The organism is Streptomyces reniochalinae (assembly GCF_003323735.1).
GTDB lineage: Bacteria > Actinomycetota > Actinomycetes > Streptomycetales > Streptomycetaceae > Streptomyces > Streptomyces reniochalinae.
Genome location: NZ_QOIM01000042.1, coordinates 318,081 through 343,762, shown reverse-complemented (window position 1 = coordinate 343,762; position 25,682 = coordinate 318,081). Strand labels below are relative to the sequence as shown.

General features: G+C 71.9%; 23 protein-coding genes and 1 pseudogene. 14 read left to right on the top strand and 10 right to left on the bottom strand.

Annotation, left to right across the window (positions count from 1 at the left end; genetic code table 11):
* Positions 1-249: 249 nt before the first annotated feature.
* From DQ392_RS26855 to DQ392_RS26820, 8 genes are all read left to right on the top strand, one after another.
* Complete coding sequence (locus tag DQ392_RS26855) at positions 250-1,317, top strand: PhoH family protein (RefSeq protein WP_114018286.1); 1,068 nt, start codon at positions 250-252, stop codon at positions 1,315-1,317.
* 12 nt (positions 1,318-1,329) lie between these two features.
* Positions 1,330-1,830: an rRNA maturation RNase YbeY gene (gene ybeY, locus DQ392_RS26850; RefSeq protein WP_114018285.1), complete on the top strand. Its 501-nt coding sequence runs from the start codon at positions 1,330-1,332 to the stop codon at positions 1,828-1,830.
* Complete coding sequence (locus tag DQ392_RS26845) at positions 1,827-3,164, top strand: hemolysin family protein (protein WP_114018284.1); 1,338 nt, start codon at positions 1,827-1,829, stop codon at positions 3,162-3,164. Before ybeY ends, DQ392_RS26845 begins: the two co-directional genes overlap by 4 nt.
* A 77-nt stretch (positions 3,165-3,241) precedes the next feature.
* On the top strand, positions 3,242-3,604 hold the full coding sequence (locus DQ392_RS26840) for an MmcQ/YjbR family DNA-binding protein (RefSeq protein ID WP_114018283.1): 363 nt from the start codon (positions 3,242-3,244) through the stop codon (positions 3,602-3,604).
* Between the two features lie 144 nt (positions 3,605-3,748).
* Positions 3,749-4,561, top strand: a complete 813-nt coding sequence (locus DQ392_RS26835) for a hypothetical protein (RefSeq protein WP_114018649.1) — start codon at positions 3,749-3,751, stop codon at positions 4,559-4,561.
* A 462-nt stretch (positions 4,562-5,023) separates the two neighbouring features.
* Positions 5,024-5,398: a cytidine deaminase gene (locus DQ392_RS26830; protein ID WP_181856596.1), complete on the top strand. Its 375-nt coding sequence runs from the start codon at positions 5,024-5,026 to the stop codon at positions 5,396-5,398.
* Between the two features lie 57 nt (positions 5,399-5,455).
* On the top strand, positions 5,456-6,436 hold the full coding sequence (gene era / locus DQ392_RS26825; RefSeq protein WP_114018282.1) for a GTPase Era: 981 nt from the start codon (positions 5,456-5,458) through the stop codon (positions 6,434-6,436).
* A gap of 76 nt (positions 6,437-6,512) precedes the next feature.
* Positions 6,513-7,514, top strand: coding sequence for a pyridoxal-phosphate dependent enzyme (locus DQ392_RS26820; protein WP_114018647.1), 1,002 nt, complete (start codon positions 6,513-6,515; stop codon positions 7,512-7,514).
* A gap of 8 nt (positions 7,515-7,522) precedes the next feature.
* Here DQ392_RS26820 and DQ392_RS26815 read toward each other — a convergent pair whose 3' ends face one another.
* The 6 genes from DQ392_RS26815 to hrcA all read right to left on the bottom strand — a co-directional run bounded on the left by DQ392_RS26815 (position 7,523) and on the right by hrcA (position 13,070).
* Positions 7,523-8,443 carry a ribonuclease Z gene (locus DQ392_RS26815; protein ID WP_114018281.1) on the bottom strand — a complete coding sequence of 307 codons (921 nt, stop codon included), beginning with the start codon at positions 8,441-8,443 and terminating at the stop codon, positions 7,523-7,525.
* Between the two features lie 46 nt (positions 8,444-8,489).
* Positions 8,490-8,876 (bottom strand): histidine triad nucleotide-binding protein, encoded by a 387-nt coding sequence (locus DQ392_RS26810; RefSeq protein WP_114018280.1) that lies wholly within the window; start codon positions 8,874-8,876, stop codon positions 8,490-8,492.
* 114 nt (positions 8,877-8,990) lie between these two features.
* Positions 8,991-9,728, bottom strand: coding sequence for a 16S rRNA (uracil(1498)-N(3))-methyltransferase (locus DQ392_RS26805; protein WP_114018279.1), 738 nt, complete (start codon positions 9,726-9,728; stop codon positions 8,991-8,993).
* Positions 9,725-10,807 (bottom strand): nitronate monooxygenase, encoded by a 1,083-nt coding sequence (locus DQ392_RS26800; protein WP_114018278.1) that lies wholly within the window; start codon positions 10,805-10,807, stop codon positions 9,725-9,727. Before DQ392_RS26800 ends, DQ392_RS26805 begins: the two co-directional genes overlap by 4 nt.
* 111 nt (positions 10,808-10,918) lie before the next feature.
* Positions 10,919-12,052 carry a molecular chaperone DnaJ gene (gene dnaJ, locus DQ392_RS26795; RefSeq protein ID WP_114018277.1) on the bottom strand — a complete coding sequence of 378 codons (1,134 nt, stop codon included), beginning with the start codon at positions 12,050-12,052 and terminating at the stop codon, positions 10,919-10,921.
* A gap of 1 nt (position 12,053) precedes the next feature.
* The gene (gene hrcA, locus DQ392_RS26790) at positions 12,054-13,070 is read right to left on the bottom strand and encodes a heat-inducible transcriptional repressor HrcA (protein ID WP_114018276.1); all 1,017 of its coding nucleotides are present in this window, start codon (positions 13,068-13,070) and stop codon (positions 12,054-12,056) included.
* 256 nt (positions 13,071-13,326) lie between these two features.
* On the opposite strand from hrcA, the gene DQ392_RS26785 reads away from it, so the two are divergent.
* The 4 genes from DQ392_RS26785 (at position 13,327) to hemW (ending at position 16,838) form a co-directional block, all read left to right on the top strand.
* On the top strand, positions 13,327-14,079 hold the full coding sequence (locus DQ392_RS26785) for an MBL fold metallo-hydrolase (RefSeq protein WP_114018275.1): 753 nt from the start codon (positions 13,327-13,329) through the stop codon (positions 14,077-14,079).
* A gap of 36 nt (positions 14,080-14,115) precedes the next feature.
* Positions 14,116-14,976 carry a DUF3097 domain-containing protein gene (locus DQ392_RS26780; protein WP_114018274.1) on the top strand — a complete coding sequence of 287 codons (861 nt, stop codon included), beginning with the start codon at positions 14,116-14,118 and terminating at the stop codon, positions 14,974-14,976.
* Between the two features lie 179 nt (positions 14,977-15,155).
* Positions 15,156-15,494: an SCO4225 family membrane protein gene (locus tag DQ392_RS26775; protein ID WP_114018273.1), complete on the top strand. Its 339-nt coding sequence runs from the start codon at positions 15,156-15,158 to the stop codon at positions 15,492-15,494.
* A 93-nt stretch (positions 15,495-15,587) separates the two neighbouring features.
* On the top strand, positions 15,588-16,838 hold the full coding sequence (gene hemW, locus DQ392_RS26770; RefSeq protein WP_114018272.1) for a radical SAM family heme chaperone HemW: 1,251 nt from the start codon (positions 15,588-15,590) through the stop codon (positions 16,836-16,838).
* A 108-nt stretch (positions 16,839-16,946) separates the two neighbouring features.
* Here the strand turns inward: hemW and DQ392_RS26765 are convergent.
* Positions 16,947-18,230, bottom strand: a pseudogene (locus DQ392_RS26765) (PP2C family protein-serine/threonine phosphatase); the annotation flags it as partial.
* 316 nt (positions 18,231-18,546) lie between these two features.
* Between DQ392_RS26765 and DQ392_RS26760 the strand changes: the two are divergent.
* A complete protein-coding gene (locus DQ392_RS26760) occupies positions 18,547-19,140 on the top strand; it encodes a response regulator (RefSeq protein ID WP_114018271.1) in 594 nt (197 codons plus the stop codon).
* 95 nt (positions 19,141-19,235) lie between these two features.
* On the opposite strand, the gene DQ392_RS26755 is transcribed toward DQ392_RS26760, so the two are convergent.
* Positions 19,236-21,128 carry an AMP-dependent synthetase/ligase gene (locus tag DQ392_RS26755; RefSeq protein ID WP_114018270.1) on the bottom strand — a complete coding sequence of 631 codons (1,893 nt, stop codon included), beginning with the start codon at positions 21,126-21,128 and terminating at the stop codon, positions 19,236-19,238.
* Positions 21,129-21,394: 266 nt separating this feature from the next.
* Positions 21,395-23,269, bottom strand: coding sequence for a translation elongation factor 4 (lepA, locus tag DQ392_RS26750; protein WP_114018269.1), 1,875 nt, complete (start codon positions 23,267-23,269; stop codon positions 21,395-21,397).
* A gap of 250 nt (positions 23,270-23,519) precedes the next feature.
* On the opposite strand from lepA, the gene rpsT reads away from it, so the two are divergent.
* Complete coding sequence (rpsT, locus tag DQ392_RS26745) at positions 23,520-23,786, top strand: 30S ribosomal protein S20 (protein WP_114018268.1); 267 nt, start codon at positions 23,520-23,522, stop codon at positions 23,784-23,786.
* 922 nt (positions 23,787-24,708) lie between these two features.
* On the opposite strand, the gene DQ392_RS26735 is transcribed toward rpsT, so the two are convergent.
* On the bottom strand, positions 24,709-25,629 hold the full coding sequence (locus DQ392_RS26735) for an NADP-dependent oxidoreductase (RefSeq protein WP_114018267.1): 921 nt from the start codon (positions 25,627-25,629) through the stop codon (positions 24,709-24,711).
* Between the last annotated feature and the right edge of the window lie 53 nt (positions 25,630-25,682).

The window sequence follows — 25,682 nt, the reverse complement described above, 5'->3', positions numbered from 1 at the left end:
GGTCCACTTCTTCCTCGCCGTGGCGCTCATCGCCGAGCCGGTGCCCGGACGGTCGTTCACCAGCACCTGGAGGTGAGACGCCCGGGGGATCGGGGCAGCGGACGATTACGCTCCGTGTCGGTGCGGCCGTGCCCGTTGCCACTCTCGTCCTCGGCAAAACGGGTGAGCCCCACGGGAGGGGCGTCGTACCCTGGAAGCCGTAGCGACAACGGCGCAGTAAGGGAGATGAGCAGGCCCCAGAGGCCGCCCATGACGCAGACAACCCCATCCCAGGCCGGATCCGGGCAGGAGACAGCCCGCTTCACCGTGCCTCCCAAGCACCCGATGGTCACGGTGCTGGGCTCCGGAGACTCTCTGCTGCGAGTCATCGAGGAGGCGTTTCCCGACACGGACATCCACGTGCGGGGGAACGAGATCAGCGCGACCGGCAACCCGGCGGAGGTGGCGCTCGTCCAGCGCCTTTTCGACGAGATGATGCTGGTGCTGCGCACCGGCCAGCCGATGACGGAGGACGCGGTGGAGCGCTCCATCTCCATGCTCCGCGCACAGGAGAACGGCACGGGCGACGCCGACGAGACGCCCGCCGAGGTGCTCACCCAGAACATCCTCTCCAACCGCGGCCGCACGATCCGTCCCAAGACGCTCAACCAGAAGCGGTACGTGGACGCGATCGACACGCACACGGTCGTCTTCGGTATCGGACCGGCCGGCACGGGCAAGACGTATCTGGCGATGGCCAAGGCGGTGCAGGCGCTCCAGGCCAAGCAGGTCACCCGGATCATCCTGACGCGTCCCGCCGTGGAGGCGGGCGAGCGGCTCGGCTACCTGCCGGGCACGCTCTACGAGAAGATCGACCCGTATCTGCGGCCGCTGTACGACGCGCTGCACGACATGCTGGACCCGGACTCGATCCCCCGGCTGATGGCCGCGGGCACCATCGAGGTGGCTCCGCTGGCCTACATGCGGGGAAGGACGCTCAACGACGCGTTCATCATCCTGGACGAGGCGCAGAACACGAACCCCGAGCAGATGAAGATGTTCCTCACCCGGCTCGGTTTCGACTCCAAGATAGTGATCACCGGTGACGTGACGCAGGTGGACCTGCCCGGCGGCACGAAGAGCGGGCTGCGCCAGGTGCGGGAGATCCTCCAGGGCGTCGATGATGTGCACTTCTCCCAGCTGACCAGCACCGACGTGGTCCGGCACAAGCTGGTGGGCCGTATCGTCGACGCGTACGAGCGCTACGACAGCGCCCGCGAGGCCCAGGGCGAGAGCGAAGCCCCGCCGTCCAGGCGGAACCACGGCAAGAGGAAGTAGTCGACCCGCACCATGTCGATCGACGTCAACAACGAGTCAGGGCACCAGGTCGACGAGCAGGCACTGCTCGACATCGCCCGTTACGCGCTGGCCCGGATGCGCATCCATCCGCTCTCGGAGCTGTCGGTGATCTGCGTCGACCCCGAGACGATCGAGCAGCTGCACCTCCAGTGGATGGACCTGCCGGGGCCCACGGACGTGATGTCCTTCCCGATGGACGAGTTGCGCCCGCCCTCCAGGGACGAGGAGGAGCCCCCGCAGGGGCTCCTCGGGGACATCGTGCTGTGCCCCCAGGTCGCGACCAGGCAGGGCGCGGACGCGCCGACCAAGCACTCCATGGACGAGGAGTTGCAGCTGCTCACCGTGCACGGGGTGCTGCACCTGCTGGGCTACGACCACGAGGAGCCCGCCGAGCGGGCCGAGATGTTCGGCCTCCAGTCCGCGATCGTCGACGGCTGGCGCGCCGAGCAGGGCTTGACCGGACCGTCTCCCGCCCCCACCACCACCTCGTGAGCACGCCACTGATCGCAGCCGTCGTGCTGCTGGTGATCGTGGCCTGGCTGGCCGCGTGCGCCGAGACGGGCCTGGCCCGTACGACCAGCTACCGCGCCGAGGAGGCGGTCCGCCAGGGGCGGCGCGGCAGCGACAAGCTGGCGGCCGTGGCGGCAGACCCGACCCGCTACCTCAACCTCGCCCTGCTGCTGCGGGTGGCGTGCGAGGTGGCGGCCGGGTCGCTGGTGACATACGCGTGCCTGCGGGCCGTCGAGGGCACCTGGCAGGCGCTGGCCGTCGCGATAGGGGTCATGGTCTTCGCCTCCTACGTGGCGATCGGCGTCTCGCCGCGCACCATCGGCCGCCAGCACCCCCTCAACACGGCGACGGCCTCCGCCTTCGTGCTGCTCCCGCTGGCCCGCATCCTGGGCCCCGTACCGCAGTTGCTGATCCTGCTGGGCAACGCGCTGACGCCGGGCAAGGGGTTCCGCAAGGGCCCGTTCGCCAGCGAGGCGGAGCTGCGCGCGATGGTCGACCTCGCCGAGCAGGAGTCGCTGATCGAGGCGGAGGAGCGGAAGATGGTGCACTCCGTCTTCCAGCTCGGCGACCGGCTGGTGCGCGAGGTGATGGTGCCGCGTACCGACCTGATCACCATCGAGCGGTTCAAGACGATCCGCCAGGCGCTGACCCTGGCGCTGCGCTCCGGGTTCTCGCGGATCCCCGTGGTGGGCGAGAACGAGGACGACGTCGTGGGCATCGTCTACCTCAAGGACCTGGCGCGGAAGGTACACGTCAGCCGCGACGCGGAGACCGAGCTGGTCTCGACCGCGATGCGCCCCGCCACCTTCGTGCCCGACACCAAGAACGCCGGTGACCTGCTGCGCGAGATGCAGCAGGACCGCATCCACGTGTCCGTCGTCATCGACGAGTACGGCAGCACGGCGGGCGTCGTGACCATCGAGGACATCCTGGAGGAGATCGTCGGGGAGATCACCGACGAGTACGACCGCGAGCTGCCGCCCGTCGAGGACCTGGGCGAGGGCCGCTACCGCGTCACCGCGCGCCTCGACATCGCCGATCTGGGCGAGCTGTACGGGCTCACCGGCTGGGACGACGAGGACGTGGAGACGGTCGGAGGGCTGCTGGCCAAGTCACTGGGCCGGGTCCCGATCGCCGGGGCCGCCACCGTCGTGGACGTCACCGAGGACCATTCGGACCCGACGCTGACGGGCCTGCGCCTTACGGCCGAGTCCCCCGCAGGGCGCCGCAACAAGATCGTCACGGTGCTGGTCGAGGCGGTGCGCGAGCCGGTGACGACCGACGGCGAGCGAAGCACGGCCGTCGGCGAGGGCTGAGGCGGCGCGGCGGCTCACCCCCCGTGCCCGAGCGTCGTGGACGCTGCGCTGTCGTACCCGTTCCCTAGGCTTGTCCCATGACGCCGGAGGAGCTGAGGGCCTGCTGTCTGGGACAGAACGACGCGTGGGAGGACTTCCCGTTCCCCGCGAACCCCGGCCTGTCCACGTTCAAGGTCAAGAAACGGATCTTCGCCTTCAGTTCACTGGACGAAGCGCCGCTCCTCGTCAGCCTCAAGTGCGAGCCGGAGATCGCGCTGCGGCTGCGCGAGACGTATCCGGCGGTGCGGCCCGGCCGGCACCTCAACAAGCGGCACTGGAACACGGTCACGCTCGACGGCAGCCTGCCGGACCGCGCGGTGCGCGAGATGGTCGAGGACTCCTGGGACCTGGTGGTCGCCGGGCTGCCCCGCTGGGAGCGGCTGCGGCTGGGCGGCGGATGACCGCCCCGGGGGTCGGCCGCGCGGGGCGGTCAGCCGCCGCCAGGGGCGTCCCCGGCGCCGGTCACACGTTCGGTGCGGGTGGGGTGGCGGCGAGCGCCGGAAGCTGGTGCGGTGGGGGGAGCCCTCGTCGAAAGGCCCGCCGCCATGCCGCGTCCTCGCCCCTCGCGCCGCCGTGCCCCGCTCGTCGGTGTCCTGTCCGCCGCCCTCCTGCTGTCCGTCGCCGGATGCGGCGGTGACGGCGAGTCCGACTCCAGCGGGGAGTCGCCCTCGCCCTCGAAGTCCGACGCGACGCCCACGGGTTCGCCCTCGAAGGCGCAGGGCCCGCTCAGCGAACAGCAGGCCCGCGCGGCGCTGGTGGTCGAGCAGAACCTGCCGGCGGGGTGGAAGAGCGCGGACCTGGACGACACCACGGCGGCGGGTGACGCGCCCGACGATCTGAGCACCAAGGACCGCAACTGCAAGAAGCTGATGGACACCCTCGGCGGCGATCTGGACAAGCACGAGGCACGGACCGACGCCTCCCGCGACTACAGCAAGAAAGCGAGCGGCCCGTACCTGTCCAGCGAGATCGCCTCCTACGACGCCACCCGCGACGCGAAGCGGGCGCTGAGCACGTTCAAGAGCGTGCGGGACAGCTGCAAGAAGGTCACCACCCGCAACAACGCGACCACCGTCGAGTGGAAGGTCTCCGAGCTGAAGACCAAGGCCGGTGGCGACAGCGCGGGTGCCCGGCTGCGGGGCACCGCCAAGGGCGGCTCGGCGGACGGGAAGCAGCTCACGCTGGACCTCGTCCTCACCCGCGCGGAGGGGTCCACCACCGGTCTCGCCCTGCTGACCACGGGCAAGGGCGACACCACGATGACCACCGGTGTGGCCAAGGAGGCGGCCAAGCGCCTCAAGACGGTCGCCAAGGGCCGGACGCCCACTCCGACGGTGCCGCCGGAGCAGGACGACTGATCCCCGGGCCCCACGCCTCGGCCCCGGTCCCAGCCCCGGGCCCGGCCTCCGTCCCGGCGCCGGTTCCGCTCGGGGGCCGTCCGGCGCCGGCCCACCGTCAGGGCGACGAGGAGGCCGACCGCCGGCAGCGCCGCGGCGTCGGCGGCGACGCTCAGCCTGATACCGGCGAGCCTCGCCTCAGCGGCTGACGCGCCGTCGGCGCGGACGGCACCGGCCCAGCCGAGCACAACCCGGTGGCGGGTACCGGCACGGGAGAGAAGCCGGCGCGGCTGACCGACCCCGAGGTACGCCGCGCGGGCATGCACCAGGTCGCGGGGTGACCGTGCGGGGGTCGCCAAGACGCGGGCCCGGCCGCCGGGGCACGGACCGACCCTCCCGCCGCCCGGGCGCGGGCCGGCCGCCGGGGCACGGGCCCGTCGCCTGGCCACGGGGCGCCCTCTCGAGGCAGCCCGCACACCGCATATGCTCGCCGTCATGAGTGACCTGAGCAGCACGGACGGGCTCGACCCGGAAGACCGCAAGATCCTCACGCTGGCGCGCAGCGCCCGCGCCCGCAACGCCGTCCCCGAAGGCGCCGCCGTACGGGACGGGACCGGCCGCACCTACGTGGCGGGCTCCGTCGCGCTGCCCTCCCTCCACCTGTCGGCGCTGCGCACGGCCGTGGCCATGGCCGTGGCCTCGGGTGCGAAGTCGCTGGAGGCGGCGGCCGTCGTCGCGGACGCGGAGCAGGTGCCGGACGAGGACCTGGCGACCGTGGGGGACCTGGGCGGCCCCGCCACGCCGGTGCTCCTGGCCGGCCCGGACGGCGCCCTCCGTGCGACCGTGACGGCGGGCTGAGCCGAGCGCCCGGGCGCCCGGAGTCGGCGTGCGGGCCAGTACCGGCCATCGGGGACAATGGAGCGCATGAACGCTTCCTCCACCGCCCCCGGTGCCGACGCAGGCCACGATCCGGACGCGGCCGGGTACCGCTCGGGCTTCGCCTGCTTCGTCGGCCGCCCGAACGCGGGCAAGTCGACGCTGACCAACGCGCTGGTGGGCACGAAGGTCGCGATCACCTCCACCAGGCCGCAGACCACCAGGCACACGGTGCGCGGCATCGTGCACAGGGCCGACGCGCAGCTCGTCCTGGTGGACACCCCAGGGCTGCACAAGCCGCGCACCCTGCTGGGCGAGCGCCTCAACGACGTGGTGCGCACCACCTGGGCCGAGGTCGATGTCATCGGCTTCTGCGTCCCGGCCGACCAGAGGATCGGTCCCGGTGACCGGTTCATCGCCGGCGAGCTGGCCGAGGTGCGGAAGAAGACGCCGAAGGTCGCCGTCGTCACCAAGACCGACCTGGTGACGCACGAGGCCCTCGCCGAGCAGCTCATGGCCGTCGACCAGCTCGGCAAGGAGCTGGGCATCGAGTGGGCCGAGATCGTCCCGGTCTCCGGCACCGCCGGCACCCAGGTGGAGCTGCTGGCCGGCCTGCTGGTGCCGCTGCTGCCCGAGGGGCCGCCGCTGTACCCGGACGGCGACCTGACGGACGAGCCGGAGCAGGTCATGGTGGCCGAGCTGATCCGCGAGGCCACGCTGGAAGGCGTCCGTGACGAGTTGCCGCACTCGATCGCCGTGGTGGTCGAGGAGATGGTGCCCCGCGAGGGCCGCCCGGCGGACCGTCCCCTGCTGGACGTGCACGCCAACATCTTCCTGGAGCGGCCCAGCCAGAAGGGCATCGTCATCGGCCCCAAGGGCAAGCGGCTCAAGGAGGTCGGCTCCACCTCCCGCCGCCACATCGAGGCGCTGCTGGGCACCCCCGTCTACCTCGACCTGCACGTCAAGGTGGCCAAGGACTGGCAGCGCGACCCCAAGCAGTTGCGCCGGCTCGGCTTCTGAGGCCCCGCCCTGCCGCCCGGCGGCAGCCGGTGCCCTCTCCGCGCGGGTGTCCTACCCCCTGGGATACGGTCACGGGGTGACCGAGACCTCCGATCCCGTACTCACGCCGGACGATGTCCGCCAGGCGGCCGCCCGCATCGAGGCAGGGGTGCACCGGACGCCCGTCGTGCGCTCCCGGACGCTCGACCGGCTGGTGGGGGCCGAGGTGTTCCTCAAGTGCGAGAACCTCCAGCGGGCCGGCGCCTTCAAGTTCCGCGGGGCCTACAACTGGATGACGCAGCTCACGCCGCGCCAGCGGGAGCACGGCGTGGTGGCCTACTCGTCGGGCAACCACGCGCAGGCGGTCGCGCTCGCCGCCCGCGAGTTCGGCACCGGCGCCGTCATCGTCATGCCCGCCGACGCCCCCACGGCCAAGCTGGACGCGACAGCGGGGTACGGAGCCGAGGTCGTCACCTACGACCGTTACACCGAGAGCAGGGAAGCCATCGGCGAGAAGCTCGCCGCCGACCGCGGGCTGACCCTCATCCCGCCCTACGACCATCCGCGCACCATGGCGGGCCAGGGCACCGCAGCCCTGGAGCTGCTGGAGGAGGCGGGCGAGCTGGACGCGTTGCTCGTCCCGGTGGGCGGTGGCGGGCTGGCCGCCGGATGCGCCACCGCCGCCAAGGGGCTGTATCCCGGCATGCGCGTTCTCGGCGTCGAGCCGGAGGCGGGCGACGACACCGCCCGCTCACTGGCGGCCGGTGAGCGGGTGAGCGTTCGGGTGCCGCGGACCATCGCCGACGCCCTGACAGCCACCACGCCCGGCGCCCTGACGTATCCGATCAACCGGCGGCTCCTGGAGGGCGTGCTGCTGGTGAGCGAGGACGAGCTGCGCACGGCGATGCGGTTCGTCCTCGAACGGCTCAAGATGCTGGTCGAGCCCGCGGGCGCCTGCGCGCTGGCCGCCCTGCTCGCCGACCGCCTCGACCCGCCGCCCGCCGGGCACCGGGAGGGCGGGGGCCCGAGGAGGGTGGGCGTCATCCTTTCGGGCGGCAACATCGGCCTGGAGCGGCTCATCAGCGTCATGGGCGGCTGACCCGCAGCTCAGCGGCGCTTGGGTACCGGCACCCGCGTCAGGTCCTCCGCCGCCGTCAGCGTCCCCTCGAACCCGGCGGCACGGGCCTCGGCGGCGAACAGCGAGGTGTCCTGGTAGCGCTGCGAGAAGTGCGTCAGCACCAGGTGGCGTACGCCGGCGCCGGCGGCGACACGGCCCGCCTGGTAGGCCGTCAGGTGCCCTGAGACGTCGGCGAGTTCCGCATCGGCGTGCAGGAACGTCGACTCGATGACGAGCATGTCGCAGCCCTGCGCCAGCTCGTACACCCCCTCGCACAGCCGGGTGTCCATGACGAAGGCGAACCGCTGCCCGGCTCGGGGCGCGCTGACCTCCTCGAGACGCACCCCGCGCAGCTCCCCGCGCCGCTGGAGCAGGCCCACGTCCGGGCCGCTGATGCCACGCTCGGCGAGCTTCTCCGGCAGCATGCGGCGGGTGTCGGGCTCGGTGAGCCGGTAGCCGAACGCGTCGATACGGTGCGAGAGTTCCCGCGCCTCCAGCGTGAACGGCGCCTCGGGTCCGTCCGCGCCGCCCGCGAGCACGCCGGGTCCGGTGACGGGTGCCTGGCGGAGGGCCACCGTGTCGTGGAACGGGGTGGCGTGGCGCAGGCGCTCGAAGTATGCCTGCCCGCTCGCCGGGTAGTGGGCGGTCACCTCGTGCGGCACCCCGTCGAGGCTCATGTGCTGGATGACGCCCGGCAGGCCGAGTGTGTGGTCGCCGTGGAAGTGGGTGAGGCAGATCCGCGTCAGGTCGTGCGCGGCGAGTGACGTGTGCAGCATCTGCCGCTGCGTCCCCTCGCCGGGGTCGAAGAGGATGCCTTCGCCGTCCCACAGGAGTACGTACCCGTTGTGGTTCCGCCGCCGCGTGGGCACCTGGCTGGCGGTGCCCAGAACGACCAGTTCACGTACGGACAACGCGCGTCACCCTGTATCCGGTCCGCATCCGGTCACCGTCCGCCGGTCACCCGGGCGGCCATTCGAGGCCGCGGCCGCCGAGGACGTGCGCGTGCGTGTGGAAGACCGTCTGCCCGGCCCCCGAACCGGTGTTGAAGACCACGCGGTAGCCGGTGTGGGGGCCGCCGCTCTCGGCCGGGGTGATGTTCTCCATCGCCGCGACCTCGCCCGCCTCGCGCACCACGTCGGCCATCAGCTCCGGTGAGGCGGCCGCCAAAGAGGCGGCGTCCGGATAGTGCGCCTTGGGGATGACCAGCACGTGCGTGGGGGCCTGCGGGTTGATGTCGCGGAACGCGACGGTGGTCTCCGTCTCCCGCACCAGCGTCGCGGGGACCTCACCCGCGACGATCTTGCAGAACAGGCAGTCCTGCTGCGGTTCTCCGTTGGAAGCCATGCCCGGATGTTACCCGAGGCCACCGCCTCGCCCTTTCACCGATTCCGCCGGGTGATCCACCGCCGAGGCGGGGCCGGTCCTGGACCCGGGGGCCCTCCCCCGGCGGCCGCGCCCTCAGCCCCAGCGTCCCGACCGCGCCAGCACCACCGCCGCCGCGGCCGTCCCCGCCGTGGACGTCCGCAACACGCTCGGCCCCAGCCGGAACGGCTCAGCGCCCGCCCGCGCGAACAGCTCCAACTCCTCCGGCGCGACCCCGCCCTCGGGCCCCACCACCAGCACGATCTTTCCCGAGGACGGCAGCGGCGCCGTCGCCAGCGGCACCGCGCCCTCCTCGTGCAGCACCCCGGCGAAGTCGGCGTCGGCCAGCAACGCGGCCACCTGGGACGACGACGCCTGCTCGGCCACCGCGGGGAACCGCAGCCGCCGCGCCTGCTTCCCCGCTTCCCGCGCCGTGCTGCGCCACTTGCCGAGCGCCTTGGCGGCGCGCTCGCCCTTCCACCGGGTGACGGCCCGCGAGGCGGCCCACGGGACGATCGCGTCCACGCCCGTCTCCGTCATCGTCTCGACGGCCAACTCGCCCCGGTCGCCCTTGGGAAGGGCCTGGACGACGGTGAGCGCGGGCTGCGACTCCGGCTCCACGCGGACCTCGCGGACGGTGACCTCCAGCCGGTCCTTGCCCTCCACGGCGGTGACACTGCCCCAGGCGCCGGTGCCCGCGCCGTCGGTCAGGACGACCTCTTCGCCAGGACGCAGCCGGCGCACCGAGACGGCGTGCCGTCCCTCGGGCCCGTCGAGCACGACCGTGCCGCGGCTCAGCAACGCGGTGTCGGCGAGGAAGACGGGGGCGCTCATGCCAGCGCCTCCCGTGCGGCGGCGACCTCGGCGACGAGGACCTCCACGAGCTGCCCCGCGGGCAGCTCGCGGGCGAGCCTGTGTCCCTGTCCTGCCCACAGCGCCATGGCCTGCGGGTCGCCCGCCCGGGCCGCGGCCCTGCGCAGTCCGGCCGTCAGGTAGTGGACCTGCGGGTAGGCGGCGGGCGCGTACGGGCCGTGCTCGCGCATGAAGCGGTTGACCAGTCCGCGCGCCGCGCGGCCGGAGAAGGCGCGGGTGAAGTCGGTCCGGGTGAACGTCGGGTTGGTCATGGCCTGCTTGTGCAGCGGATCGGCACCGGACTCCGGGGTGACGAGGAAGGCCGTGCCCAGCTGGGCGGCCGTGGCACCGGCCGCCAGCACGGCGGCGATCTGCCCGCCGCGCATCAGCCCGCCCGAGGCGACGAGCGGCAGCGTGACCGCCTCCCTGGCCTGGGCGATGAGACAGAGCAGTCCGACGCCGCCGCTGCCGGGCTCGCGCTGCGGATCGTCGCGGTGCGAGCCGAGGTGGCCGCCGGCCTCGATCCCCTGGACGCACACGGCGTCCGCGCCCGCTTCCTGTGCCGCCCGTGCCTCCGCGACGCAGGTGGCCGTCACGAGGGTGCGGGTGCCCGCCTTCGCCAGCCGTTCCAGGTCGGCGGCCGAGGGGCAGCCGAACGTGAACGAGACGAGGGGCACCGGATCCTCCAGCAGGATCGCCAGCTTCGCCTCGTAGGCGTCGTCCGCCGTGCCCTCCGTGTCACCCAGTTCCGTCTCGTACCAGGTGGCCTCACCGGCGAGCTGTTCGCGGTAGACGTCGACTGCGGCGGGCTCGGCGGTGCGCGGCTGCGGCAGGAACAGGTTCACGCCGAAGGGGCGGCCCGTGAGCCGGCGCACGTGTTTGATCTCCTCGTACATCGCCTCCGGCGTCTTGTAGCCGGCGGCGAGGAAGCCCAGACCCCCCGCCTCGCTCACGGCCGCGGCCAACTCGGGGCCCGCGGCCCCGCCGGCCATCGGTGCCTGGATGACGGGGTGCTCAGCCAGCTCGGACAGCGAGAACATCGAGGCGTACGGGGTGGGCATGACGCCATCCTGTCACGCCCCGCAAGACAGCCTCACAGCCCGTTGCCGCGCCCCTCCCGCCCCCTTTCCCCGCAGTCCGAGGGTCTGGGGGAGGGTGCGAAAGCGCCCGGGTCACCGCCCGTTGAAGGCGTCCTTCAGGCGGGAGAACAGGCCCTGCTGGCCCGGCTGGAACTGGCCCGTGGGCCGTTCCTCACCGCGCAGCTTGGCGAGGCGGCGGAGCAGCTCCTCCTGTTCCGGCTCCAGCTTCGAGGGCGTGGTGACCTCGACGTGGACGATGAGCTGGCCGCGCCCGCCCCCGCGCAGGTGGGTGACGCCGCGCTCGTGGAGCGGGACCGACTGCCCCGACTGGGTGCCGGGACGGATGTCGATCTCCTCCATGCCGTCCAGCGTCTCCAGCGGCACCTTGGTGCCGAGGGCCGCCGCCGTCATGGGGATGGTGACGGTGCAGTGCAGGTCGTCACCGCGGCGCTGGAACGTCGGATGGGAGTTCTCGTGGATCTCCACGTACAGGTCGCCCGCGGGGCCGCCGCCGGGACCGACCTCGCCCTCGCCGGCGAGCTGGATGCGGGTGCCGTTGTCGACACCGGCGGGGATCTTCACCGTCAGGCTGCGCCGCGAGCGGATCCGGCCGTCGCCCGCGCACTCGGGGCAGGGCGTGGGCACCACGGTGCCGAAGCCCTGGCACTGCGGGCAGGGCCGCGAGGTCATGACCTGCCCCAGGAAGGAGCGGGTGACCTGGGAGACCTCGCCGCGCCCTCGGCACATGTCGCACGTCTGCGCGGAGGTGCCGGGGGCCGCGCCCTCGCCGCTACAGGTGTTGCACACGACGGCGGTGTCGACCTGGATGTCCTTGGTCGTGCCGAACGCGGACTCGTCCAGATCGATGTCGAGGCGGATCATGGCGTCCTGGCCGCGGCGGGTGCGCGAGCGCGGGCCGCGCTGCGCCGCCGTGCCGAAGAAGGCGTCCATGATGTCGCTGAAGTTGCCGAAGCCGCCGCCGAAGCCGCCCGCCGCGCCGCCCGCCGCGCCGGAGGCCGGGTCGCCGCCCAGGTCGTAGACCTGCTTCTTCTGCGGGTCGGAGAGCACCTCGTAGGCGGTATTGATCTCCTTGAACCGCTCCTGGGTCTTCGGGTCCGGGTTGACGTCCGGGTGCAGCTCGCGGGCGAGCCTGCGGAAAGCCTTCTTGATCTCGTCCTGCGAGGCGTCGCGCTGCACGCCGAGGACCGCGTAGTAGTCCGTCGCCACCTTATGACTCCGCCAGGATCTGTCCGACGTACCGTGCCACTGCGCGTACAGCTCCCATCGTTCCGGGGTAGTCCATGCGGGTCGGTCCGACCACGCCGAGTTTGGCGACTGCTTCGTCGCCCGAACCGTAGCCGACGGAGACGACCGATGTGGAACTCAGTCCCTCGTGCTGGTTCTCGTGCCCGATTCGTACGGTCATGCCCGAGTCCTTTGCCTCACCGAGCAGCTTGAGGAGGACGACCTGCTCCTCCAGCGCCTCCAGGACCGGGCGGATGGTGAGGGGGAAGTCGTGTCCGAAGCGGGTGAGATTGGCGGTGCCGCCGATCATCAGCCGCTCCTCGGTCTCCTCGACCAGGGTCTCCAGGAGCGTCGCCAGGACCGTGGAGATGGTGGCGCGGTCGTCGGCGTCGAACGCCTCGGGCAGGTCCTGCACCAGGGAGGGCACCTCGGTGAACCGCTGGCCGACCACGCGGCTGTTGAGCCGGGCGCGCAGATCGGCCAGCACCGTCTCGCCGATCGGCGCCGGGCAGTCGATCAAACGCTGCTCGACGCGCCCGGTGTCGGTGATCAGCACCAGCATCAGCCGCGCGGGCGCGAGCCCCAGCAGCTCGACGTGGCGCACCGTCGAACGCGTCAGCGAGGGGTACTGCACGACGGCCACCTGCCGGGTGAGCTGGGCCAGCAGCCGCACCGTGCGCCCCACCACGTCGTCGAGGTCGACGGCACCGTCGAGGAAGTTCTGGATCGCGCGCCGCTCCGGCGACGACAGCGGCTTGACGCCGGCAAGCTTGTCGACGAACAGCCGGTACCCCTTGTCCGTGGGGATGCGCCCCGCGCTGGTGTGCGGCTGCGCGATGTAGCCCTCGTCCTCCAGCGCCGCCATGTCGTTGCGCACCGTGGCCGGTGACACCTTCAGGTTGTGCCTCTCTGTGAGGGCCTTCGAGCCCACCGGCTCCTCGGTGCCGACGTAGTCCTGGACGATGGCGCGGAGCACTTCCAGTCGGCGCTCGCTGAGCATGGCGCACACCTCCCGTCCGGCCGCTGCTCCAGGTTCGTTCCCCGGCGGTCATCCCTGGCACTTCGCCTGGCACTCTGCATGCCGGAGTGCCAAGCCCCTGAGCCAGTGTACGGCCGGTCACCACAGCCGGGGCAAGGGCCGCCTCATCCGCCGCCCCGAACCGTACCCCGGGCACCGGGAGGGGGCGCCGGCCGCGCACTGCCGTTAGCGTCGTCGTATGCAGGCGCGAGGGGACAGTCGTACGCACACGCCACACATGCCGCACCCACCGCGGGCCGCCGGCGCGCTCGTGGGCGGCGACGGCCGACGCTGGGAGCAGCTCGCGGACGGGGTGGTGCGGCGCAGGCTGCCGGGGTGGGACGCGACGGTGGGCGCCGTCAGCGGCGACGGCGGAGCCCTGGTCATCGACACCGGCTCCTCGCTGCGGGAGGGCGCCGGGATCCGCGCGGACGTGACCGCGCTGCTGGGCCGCCGGGTGCGGTGGGTGGCGCTCACACACCCGCACTTCGACCACGTCTTCGGCACCGCCGTCTTCTCCGGAGCGCAGGTGTACGGAGCGGTCGGTGCCGCCGCGTTCCTCGGCCGGCACGGGGAGGCGCTGCGGGACGACGCCGTCGCACACGGGCTGCTGGAGGACGAGGCCGCCGAGGCCGCCGACGTGCTGGCCCGCCCGCACCATCCCGTCAGCGGACAGCTGACCCTCGACCTGGGAGGGCGCGAGGTCGTCCTGGTCAACGTGGGCCCGGCGCACACCGAACACGACCTGGCCGTGCTGGTGCCGGGAGACCCCGACGTCGTCTTCTGCGGGGACCTGGTGGAGGAGTCGGACGAACCCCAGGCGGGAGGCGACGCCCACCCAGCCCGCTGGCCCGCGGCGCTCGACCGGCTGCTGGCCCTGGGCGGCGAGGGAGCGCTGTACGTACCCGGGCACGGGGCCGTCGTCGACGCGGCGTTCGTGCGGGCACAACGGGAGGATCTGGCGCGGCGGTTCGCCGGGCCCGACGCGTAGCAGAACCGGTCCCCGACGCGTAGCAGAATGTGCCCCATGCGCAGCCGTCACGACCGTTACGACAACCCCGACCTGACTCCCCCGTGGAAGCGGAAGCAGCCCGTGCCCGAGGTGGCCGCCGAGCCGGACCTGGTGGTCGAAGAGGTGACCACGGGCTTCTGCGGGGCGGTCGTACGGTGCGAGAAGACCGCCGAGGGGCCGACCGTCACCCTGGAGGACCGCTTCGGCAAGCACCGGGTCTTCCCCATGGCGCCGCGCGGCTTCCTGCTGGAGGGGCGGGCCGTCACGCTCGTACGGCCCCGTGCCGCCCCCGCCGCCGCGGCAGCCAGGGGACCGCGGCTGACGGCCTCGGGCTCGATCGCCGTACCCGGCGCACGGGCCCGGGTGGCGCGCGCCGGACGCATCTACGTCGAGGGACGGCACGACGCGGAACTGGTGGAGAAGGTGTGGGGTGACGACCTGCGGATCGAGGGGGTCGTCGTGGAGTACCTGGAGGGCGTCGACGACCTGCCTGCCGTCGTCGAGACCTTCGCACCCGCCCCCGACGCGCGGCTCGGGGTGCTCGTGGACCACCTGGTGCCGGGGTCGAAGGAGTCGCGGATCGCGGCGGAGGCAGGGACACGCAGCGGGGGGAACGTGCTGGTCGTCGGGCATCCCTACATCGACATCTGGGAGGCCGTGAAACCCGCCTCGGTGGGGATCGGCGCGTGGCCGAAGGTACCCAGGGGAACGGACTGGAAGCTGGGCGTGTGCGCGGGACTGGGCTGGGAAGCCAACACGGGCGCCGCCTGGCAGCGCATCCTGGGCAGCGTGCGCTCCTACAAGGACCTGGAACCCGCGCTGCTGGGCCGCGTGGAGGAGCTCATCGACTTCGTGACGGCACCGGAAGGGGCCTGAGACCCGGCCAGGGCCTCCCGGTCTCCGTGTCCCCTGCGCCGCCTCTCCCCTCTCCCCTCTCCTGCACGGCTTGAGTACGCGTACTCAAGCCGTGGACCGCGGGGCGTGCCTACCGTGGGAGCGCACACCGCACACATCGGCGTCGCACTCGGGTGCGACCGGGATCAGGGGGTCTGATCATGGCAGGGTCCGGGGACACCAAACGAAAAACGACCGCTCGGGGACTGCTGCTCAACCCGGCGTCGCTGGTCTACCTCGCGCTGGTCGGGGTCTCCGTGCTCTTGACCGTCGGCGTCAGCCTGTTCGGCTCGGGGCCCGACGCCTCGTTCGCGGGGGTGTGGATGTTCTTCGCCACAGCGCCCGTCTCCGTGCTCCTCCTGCCGCTCGTCCCCGACAGCGGCTGGGCCCTGGCGCTGCTGGTCGGCCTCTCCGCGCTGGTGCAGGCAGCCGCGATCGGCGCCCTCTACCGGGCGCTGCGCGGCCGACGCCTCACCGCAGCGGGGGGCACGGCCGCCTGACACCGAGGGGGCGTCCCGCACGGGGACAGAGGATTGGTCCCCGTTCCCGTTCCCGCACGGAGGGCTTCGTTCGGGAACGGGGACAATGGACAGATGCCCTCCGCACTTCCCGACGGCGAGCCGATGCCCGCAGACGGCTCGCTGCCCCGCCACGCGCTCGACGGCGCGGCCACGCGCCCGCTCGGCTTCTATCTGCACGTGCCGTACTGCGCCACCCGCTGCGGCTACTGCGACTTCAACACCTACACCGCCTCCGAGCTGGGCGGAACCAGCCGTGACCGGTACGCGGAGCAGGTCGTCGAGGAGATCCGCCTCGCCCGCCGGGTGCTCGGCGAGGATCCGCGTCCCGTCTCGACGGTGTTCGTCGGCGGCGGCACGCCCACCCTGCTGCCGGCGGCCGAGCTGGGGCGGATGCTGAGGGCGGTCGACCAGGAGTTCGGGCTGGCCAAGGACGCCGAGATCACCACCGAGGCGAACCCGGAGTCCGTCGGCCCCGCGTACCTGGCGCAGCTGCGCGAGGCGGGCTTCAACCGGGTCTCGTTCGGCATGCAGAGCGCCCGCGCGCACGTACTGCGGGTACTGGACCGCACCCATACGCCCGGCCGCCCCGAGGAGTGCGTCGCGGAGGCCCGCAAGGCGGGGTTCTCGCACGTCAACCTCGACCTGATCTACGGCACGCCGGGCGAGACGGACGACGACTGGCGGGCCTCGCTGGACGCCGCGCTCGCCGCGGGCCCCGACCACGTCTCCGCCTACGCGCTGATCGTCGAGGAGGGCACCCGGCTGGCGCGGCAGATCCGGCGGGGCGAGGTGCCCATGACGGACGACGACGTGCACGCGGACCGCTACCTGATCGCCGAGGAGCGCCTGAGCGCGGCGGGCATGGAGTGGTACGAGGTCTCCAACTGGGCCATGGAGGCGCCTGACGGACGGAGTCCGGGGGAAGGGAACGCGACCGCCCGGTGCCGCCACAACGAGCTGTACTGGACAGGGGCCGACTGGTGGGGCGCGGGGCCCGGCGCGCACAGCCACGTCGGCGGGGTGCGCTGGTGGAACGTCAAGCATCCCGCCGGCTACGCGAAGGCCCTCGCCGAGGGCCGCTCCCCCGGCGCGGGCCGCGAGATCCTCGACGGCGAGGACCGGCGCGTCGAACGGATCCTGCTGGAGCTGCGGCTGCGGGACGGCTGCCCCCTCGGCCTGCTGGCGCGGGACGGGGCGAAGGCCGCGCGGCGGGCCCGCGACGACGGACTGCTGGATCCTGAACCCTACGCACGGGGACGCGCCGTTCTCACCCTGCGGGGCCGGCTGCTGGCGGACGCCGTGGTGCGTGACCTGGTCGACTGAGCGGCCCCCTCCCCGAGCAGGCCGTCGGGCGGCGTGCGGGCGTGCTCCAGTGGTACGCGGGAGTGCGCACGCGGTAGGCGGGCGTATCCACGCGGTCCCCGGGCGTTCTCACGTGGTGTGCGGGCGCCGCGGTGGCCCGTCCGGCGCCCGCAGCACCAGCATGGCCAGATCGTCGGCGGGCAGGTCCGGGGCGAAGGCGTGGACCGCGCGCCGCAGACGCTCGGCGGTGGCACCCGCTTCCAGGCCCGCGCACTCCGCGAACAGGGCGGCCAGCCCGTCTCCGTCGTCGAACAGGTGCCGCCCGCTGCGGCGTTCGGTCACGCCGTCGGTGACGCACAGCAGCGTGTCGCCGGGGCGCAGGGTGAAGGACTGGCTGTCGTAGTCCACATCCTGTGCGACGCCGAGCAGCAACTGCGGCAGCGCGGCGGTGCGGACGGCGCCCGAGGCGTCGCGCACCAGCGGCAGCGGATGCCCGGCGCAGGTGAGCGTGCAGTCCACCAGCCCGTCGCGGAAGGCCAGTTCGCCGTAGACGACGGAGAGGAACCGTGCCTGCTCCCCCACCTCGCGGTTGAGCCGGTTCAGCGTCTCGGTGACCGAGTAGCCCTCCCTGGCGAGCAGCCGCAGCACGGGGCGGGCCAGCCCGGTGACGACGGCGGCCTCGGGGCCGCTGCCGCACACGTCGCCGAGAGCGAAGCGCCAGCGGCCCGAGGGCAGCCGCAGCAGATCGTAGAAGTCGCCGCCCGCCCACGCCCCCTCGCCGGCCGGCTCGTAGACCAGCGCGGTGTCCAGGCCGGGGACGTGCACCTCCTCGCTGGGCAGCAGCCCCCGCTGGAGGACCTGGCTGATGGTGGCCTGGAGGGTGTAGCGGCGCGCCGAGAGCACGGCGAGGGCCACCCGGCGTGCGAAGTCCTCGACCAGGCCGAGGACTCCGTCAGGAAACCGCGGCAGCCCCTCCCGCCCGAGCACCAGCGAACCGAGGGTGCGCCCACCGACCACCAAGTCACAGCGGACCTCGGCACCGGCTCTCCCGTCGGCACCGGCCTTTCCATCGGCACCGGCCTTCCCGTCGGTACCGGCTCGTGCGTCGGCACCGGCCGGTTCGCGGTGACGGTGCCAGGGGACGGCCCGGCCCGGGAGGGCGCGGGGGGTGCCCAGCGGCGGGTGACGGGTGAGCTCGGCGCGCAAAGCGGCGATGCGGCCCTCCTGCGCATGCCACACCCGGGCGAGCCGTGGCGGTCGTGAGCGCTCCTCGTCCCGCAGCCACACCGCGCACCAGTCGGCGAAGCGGGGCACCATCAACTGCCCGGCGAGCGAGGCGACCTTGTCCTCGTCGGTGTGTCCGGCCAGCAGATCGGAGGCTTCCGCGAGAAAACAGAGGACACCCTGACTCGCCCACCCTCCGCCCCCACCGGCGGCGACCTCCGTGCCGGTCTCCGCTCCCGCCTCCGCCCGCGTGTGCGGCATCGTGCCTCTCCCCCCGGCCCAGCTGCTCCGTCACCGCTCAGCGCGGTGAAGCAAGAGTGACAGAAGGGGCCCGCTCATACGCGTGGAGTCACGGAAAAGGTGGCTGAAAATCCCCTCACCGGGAAGTAAAGCGCCCCCTAACCACCAAGCGTGCCCCGAAAGTTGACACACCGCGACGGCCGGGTACCGTGCTCGCCTTCTTCCCGTTCGAGAATCAACCACCCGGCGACACCGACGAGGAGCGATGAGCAGGGGATCCACGAGGGGCACAGGACGCCCCCCACACGACGCGGGCGTCCTGCTCGTCGACGACATGGAGGACAACCTCGTCGCGCTGGAAGCCGTGCTCTCGACGTTACACGTCCCACTCGCGCGGGCGGCGTCCGGCGCTGAGGCGGTGACCGTGCTGGAACGGGAAGAGATCGCGCTCGTCCTGCTCGACGTCGCGATGCCGGGCATGGACGGCTTCGAGACAGCCCGGTGCCTGAAACGCTCCGACCACACCAAGGACCTTCCCGTCATCTTCCTGACGGGCCCGTCCGCCACCCGCGAGTCCGGCTTCTCCTTTAGGGGCTACGCCACCGGCACCGTGGACTACGTGCCCAAGCCGTTCGACCCCTGGGTGCTGCGCACCAAGGTGAGCGTCTTCCTCGACCTGGACCGCAAGAGCCGCCGGCTGTGCCACCTGCTGACGGAGGAGCAGCACCGGCTGGACGACTTCGCACGCCGCCTCGAGGCGGTCGAAACCCGCCTGGCCGACGGCGGCGCCGACACCGCGCGGCTCGCCCGCGACGTCGCCCAGCTGGCCGACACGCTGAACGGGCTGCGCGGCGTCTGAACGAGCCGCACGGTGCCTCCGGGCGTCACGTGGCATCCCGGACGGGCCCGGCGCTGTGAGCGCCTTGAGCGCGGTGAGCGCGCGCTCCGACGGGCTCAGCGCTCGCGGGCGCCCTCGTACATCTCGTCGATCAGGTCGCCGAACTTCTTCTCCACCACGGGGCGCTTCATCTTCAGGCTGGGCGTCAGCTCTCCGTGCTCGATGTCGAGGTCACGCGGGAGCACACGGAACTTCTTGATGGTCTGCCAGCGCTGCAAGCCGCTGTTCAGCTCCTCGACGTAGCCGTCCACCAGGGCGCGCACCTGCTCGGAGACGACGACCTCCGCGTACGGCTTGCCCTTGAGGTCCTCCTGGTCCGCGGCCCAGGCCATGACGGCGGGCTCGTCCAGCGCGATCAGGGCCGTGCAGAAGTTCCGGCCCGCGCCGTGCACCAGGATGTTGGACACGTACGGACAGACGGCCTTGAACTGGCCCTCGACCTCCGCCGGCGCGATGTACTTGCCGCCCGAGGTCTTGATCAGATCCTTCTTGCGGTCGGTGATCCGCAGGTAGCCGTCCTCGGACAGTTCGCCGATGTCTCCGGTGTGGAACCAGCCGTCCTCCTCCAACACCTCCGCGGTCTTGTCCGGCAGGCCGTGGTAGCCCTCCATGATGCCGGGGCCGCGCAGCAGGACCTCGCCGTCGTCCGCGATACGCACCTCGGTGCCCGGCATCGGCTTGCCGACCGTGCCCGTACGGAAGTTGTCGCTGCGGTTGCAGAAACTGGCGGCCGACGACTCGGTGAGCCCGTAGCCCTCCAGCACCGGGATACCGGCGCCCGCGAAGAAGTAGCCCAGGTCCGGAGCGAGCGCGGCGGATCCTGACACGCAGCCGACCATGCGGCCGCCGAACGCCTCCCGCAGCTTGCTGTAGACCAGCCGGTCCGCGATGGCGTGCTTGACCCTCAGGCCCGCGGGCGCGTCCGGCACACCGGTGCGGCGCTGGTTGTCCTGCGTCGTCTTCGCGTACTCGCGGGCGACCTCGGCCGCCCACAGGAAGATCTTGTACTTCGCCGGCCCGCCCGCCCGTGCCTTCTGGGCGACCCCGTTGTAGACCTTCTCGAAGATCCGCGGCACCGCGCACATCTTCGTCGGCTGCACGACCGGCAGATTATCGATGATCTTGTCGACGCGGCCGTCCACGGCGACGACGTGGCCCGAGTCGATCTGCACCGAGATCAGCATCTTGCCGAAGACGTGCGCCAGCGGCAGCCACAGGTACTGCACGTCGTCCCGGGTGAGCAGACCGGCCTGCGGAACCGCCCTGGCCATGTACGACCAGGCGTCCTGCGGCAGCCGCACGCCCTTCGGCCTGCCCGTCGTGCCCGAGGTGTAGATCAGCGTGGCCAGCTGGTCGGCGCGCAGGGCCTCGACCGTCTCGGTGACCGCCCGCGGGTGCTCCTCGCGGTAGGCGGCACCGCGGCGCTCCAGCTCCTCGAAGCCGATCACCCAGCCGCTCGCGGCGTCCTCGGCCTCCGGCTCGCCGTCCATCAGCACCACGTGGGCCAGCTCGGGCAGCTCGTCGCGGTGCGCACGGACCTTCGCGAGCTGGGTGGCGTCCTCGGCGATCAGCACACGGCTGGCCGAGTCGGCGAGGATGTAGGCGACCTCGTCGTCGTTCGTGCTGGGGTAGACCGTCGTCGTGGCCGCTCCCGCGCACAGGATCCCCAGGTCGGTCAGGATCCACTCGATCCGGGTACCGGAGGCGATGGCGACCCGCTCCTCCGGGCTCACCCCCAGGTCCATGAGGCCCGCCGCGATGGACAAGACCCGCTCCGCCGACTCGCGCCAGCTGTAGGAGCGCCACTCGTCGGGTCCCTCGCTCTGCCCCGCGGGACGGATGACGGGATACCGGTAGGCCTCCGCGTCCGGGGTGGCCTCGACCCGCTCCAGAAAGAGCGTCGCCACGGAAGGCGGCCGGTTCTCGATCAGGGACTGTGTGTCGCTCACGCCATCCTCCGGGACCCGCGTCCTTGCGTCCTGTGTGTCGGCTGCTCGCTCGAGTCGGCTCGCCGCGTCGCCTCGCGCTCCCCGGGTCTGCCTGACCGACAAGTCTTATGACTGGCGAGTAACTACTGAGCAGAGATCAGACTAAAGGCAGCAGCCCCCTTACGTAAGGGGGCTGCTGCGCGGATCGCCGCCGAAGCGGAGGGTGACGGCACCGAGCCTCTCTCCCGGCACTCGGGGGCCCGAGAGCCGGCGTCGGGCTCTCGTAGCTACTTCTTCGACTTGGCCTCGCCGCCACCGCCGCTGTCGTCGGTCGACAGCGCCGCGATGAACGCCTCCTGCGGCACCTCCACCCGGCCGACGACCTTCATCCGCTTCTTGCCCTCCTTCTGCTTCTCCAGCAGCTTCCGCTTCCGCGAGATGTCACCGCCGTAGCACTTAGCCAGCACGTCCTTGCGGATCGCGCGGATCGTCTCGCGGGCGATGATGCGGGCACCGACCGCCGCCTGGATGGGCACCTCGAACTGCTGCCGCGGGATCAGCTCGCGCAGCTTGTTGGCCATCCGGGTGCCGTAGGAGTACGCCTTGTCCTTGTGGACGATCGCGGAGAACGCGTCCACCTTGTCCCCCTGGAGGAGGATGTCGACCTTGACCAGATCGGCCGTCTGCTCGCCGGTCGGCTCGTAGTCGAGGGAGGCGTAACCCCGGGTACGGGACTTCAGCGCGTCGAAGAAGTCGAAGACGATCTCCGCCAGGGGCAGCGTGTAGCGCAGCTCGACCCGGTCCTCCGACAGGTAGTCCATGCCCTGCAGGCTGCCGCGCCGCGACTGGCACAGCTCCATGATCGCGCCGATGAACTCGCTGGGCGCGATGAGCGTCGCCCGCACCACCGGCTCGTGCACCGTCGCGGTCTTGCCCGTGGGGAACTCGCTGGGGTTGGTCACCACGTGCTCGGTGCCGTCCTCCATCTCCACCCGGTAGACCACGTTCGGCGCCGTGGCGATCAGGTCGAGTCCGAACTCGCGCTCCAGCCGCTCCCGGATCACCTCCAGGTGCAGCAGGCCCAGGAAGCCCACCCGGAAGCCGAAGCCCAGCGCCGCCGAACTCTCCGGCTCGTAGGTGAGCGCGGCGTCGTTGAGCAGCAGCTTGTCCAGCGCCTCGCGCAGCTCCGGATAGTCGGAGCCGTCCAGCGGATACAGCCCCGAGAAGACCATCGGCTTCGGGTCCTTGTAGCCCGGCAGCGGATCCTCGGCACCCTTGGACTGCTGGGTGACCGTGTCACCCACCTTCGACTGGCGCACGTCCTTCACGCCGGTGATCAGGTAGCCGACCTCGCCCACGCCCAGCCCGTCGGCCGGCGTCATCTCCGGCGAGTTCGCGCCGATCTCCAGCAGCTCGTGCGTGGCGCCCGTCGACATCATGCGGATGCGCTCGCGCTTGCTGAGCAGCCCGTCAACGACCTTGATGTAGGTCACCACGCCGCGGTACGCGTCGTAGACCGAGTCGAAGATCATCGCGCGGGCCGGGGCGTCCGCCACCCCCGTCGGCGGGGTGACCTGGCGGACGACCTCGTCCAGCAGCTCCTCGACGCCCTCGCCCGTCTTCGCTGAGACCTTCAGCACGTCCTCCGGCTCGCAGCCGATGAGGTGCGCCAGCTCCGCCGCGAACTTCTCGGGCTGCGCGGCCGGCAGATCGATCTTGTTCAGCACGGGGATGATCGTGAGGTCGTGCTCCATCGCCAGGTACAGGTTGGCGAGGGTCTGCGCCTCGATGCCCTGCGCGGCGTCCACCAGCAGGATGCACCCCTCGCACGCCGCCAGGGAGCGGGAGACCTCGTAGGTGAAGTCGACGTGCCCCGGGGTGTCGATCATGTTGAGCACATGGGGGCTGCCCGGGTCGTCCGAGGGCGCCCAGGGCATCCGCACGGCCTGGGACTTGATCGTGATGCCCCGCTCGCGCTCGATGTCCATGCGGTCGAGGTACTGCGCGCGCATCTGCCTCTTGTCCACGACGCCGGTCAGCTGGAGCATCCGGTCGGCAAGCGTGGACTTGCCGTGGTCGATGTGCGCGATGATGCAGAAGTTACGGATCAGCGCCGGGTCGGTACGGCTCGGCTCCGGCGCGTTCGTTGGGGTCGCGGGCACGCAGTGTCCTGTCGGGTCTGGCCTGTCGGGATCTTCGGGCTGGGTTTCGTCTTCGGGCAGGGTCGTCTTCGGGCAGGGTTCGCGGGATTCGCGCGGGTGTGTCGCACACCATGGTCCCATGCGTGCGGGACACCGAGAGGATTGGGAGGGGCCGGTGCCCGACTGGTAGCCTGGGCGACTGTGCCTTATGGCACTGATGCGGTGCCCCACGGCACCGGCGTTGGAAACTCCGAACCGCAAAGGCTCTTTCGTGGCGAACATCAAGTCCCAGATCAAGCGGATCAAGACGAACGAGAAGGCGCGGCAGCGCAACAAGGCCGTCAAGTCCGAGCTGAAGACCGCGATCCGTCGCACCCGCGAGGCCGTCGCCACCGGTGACGCCGCCAAGGCGACCGAGGCCCAGAAGGAGGCGGCCCGCAAGCTCGACAAGGCCGTCAGCAAGGGCGTGCTGCACAAGAACAACGCCGCCAACAAGAAGGCGGCGCTGGCCAAGCACGTCTCCACCGTCAACGGCTGACCTCTCCTCTCTCAGCTCGACGGGGCACCGACCCCATCCGGCTCGGGCGTCGTGAGGCGGGCCCTCTCTCATCCGCCGTACGCCCGGACCACCGCTTGAGACAGCGCGCCGCACGCGGCCTGCGTTCGCCACGCGGGTGCGGCGCACCACACAGCACCACGGAAGACCCCGCTGTTTCCCTCTTCCCCAGGGAACCGGCGGGGTCTTTCGCATGCGCCCGGCGGTTCCTGCACCGGCTGCGGCCGGTGCAGGGAGAGCCCCGCATCCGGAGGGGCTTGCGCCGGGGTGGGGCCCGCGCCGAGTGGCGCCCGCGCTTGGCAGGGGCTGCGCCTGGTGGGGGCTGGCGCGACCGGGCCCGCGGCCGGCGGGGGCTGCGCCTGGTGAGGGCTGGCACGACCGGGCCCACGGCCGGCGGGGGCCGCGCCTAGGTCCGTTGCGAAAGTGGGGCAGCGGGGCGACTCCCCGCAGTTCGCAGCGGCCCTGAAGCCATCCGGGTGCCGAGGCCGGGACTCGGCAGGCCGCGCAAGCGCCCGCACCGGGTGCGCGCCGACAAGGCGTACGCTTCCCGATCGCTCCCACCTGCGCAGAGGCGGGATCAAGGCCACCATCCCGGTTCCGGCGGACCGGATCCGCAACCGCCTCGAACGGGGACCGCGTGGCGGGCGGTCCCCGGAGTCCGGACAAGGTCGATTACAAGCACCGGTACGGGGTCGAGTATGGGATCAGCCGGCTCAAGCGACACCGGGCCGTCGCCACTCGATACGACAAACGCGCCGTCCGCTACGAAGCGACGGTGCTGGTCGCAGCCATCGACGAGTGGCTGTGACCAGCACTTCCACAACAGACCCTAGGTCGTGTCCTCAAAGTCCCGCCTGCCTTGCGGGCGGACGCCGCTACTTTGAAGACACTCCCTAGCGCCGGTTCACAGTGCGATCACTATTTTGCCGTGGACATGCCTCTCGGCCTGCTTCGTCACGGCTTCGCGGATCTGCTCGACAGGGAAGGTGGCCGCGATCGGCACCGTGATCCCGCCGGAACGGATCGCGTCGGCGATTCGCTCCATGGCGCCCGGACCCGCGTCGAGGGCGCCCGCCTTGTGTACACCAGGCGGCGGGGCGGGGCCGTCGGCCACGACGGAGACGCGCTGGGGTGCCACGCCGAGCTTGAGCGCGACCTCGGCTGCCTCTCTTCCGAACAGGTCGGTCGCGGCAGTGATGCCCTCGGGCGCGAGGGCCCGTACCCGGTCCACCAGGCCGGGGCCGTACGCGACGGGCTCGACGCCGAGCCCGCGCAGGAATCCGAACGTGCCCTCGGAGGCGGTGCCGAGCACTCGGGCGCCCGCGAGCTTCGCCAGCTGCACGGCGAAGATGCCCACGCCGCCCGCCGCCCCGCCGATCAGGACGGTGTCCCCGGTGCGGAGCCCGATCGAGGCGAGCGCGGCGGAGGCCGTCAGGCCGGAGACCGGAAGCGTGCCCGCCACCTCGTCGGCGACGCCCTCCGGGGTGGGCCATATCGTTGTCGCCGGTGTCTTGACCAGCACGAAGTCGGCGACGGACCGGCCAATCGCACCGCCGTACACCCGGTCGCCGGTCGCGAACCCCGTGGCTTCGGAGCCCACTTCGTCCACCACTCCGGCGAAGTCGCTGCCGAAACCGGCGGGCAAGGTGATGCCGAACCGCGCTGCCATGTCGGGCTGCGTGGTGATCTGCCAATCCATCGGATTCAGCCCGGCGGCCGTGACCCGGACGCGGACTTCGTCCGGTGCCGCGTGTGGCTCGGGTATCTCGTGCAGTTCGAGCACTTCGGGACCGCCAAATCGCCGGTAACGGACAGCTTTGCTCATAGGTGACCCCTCTTGGCCAGTGATGGGACTTGGTCTCATCGACCCTACATCAG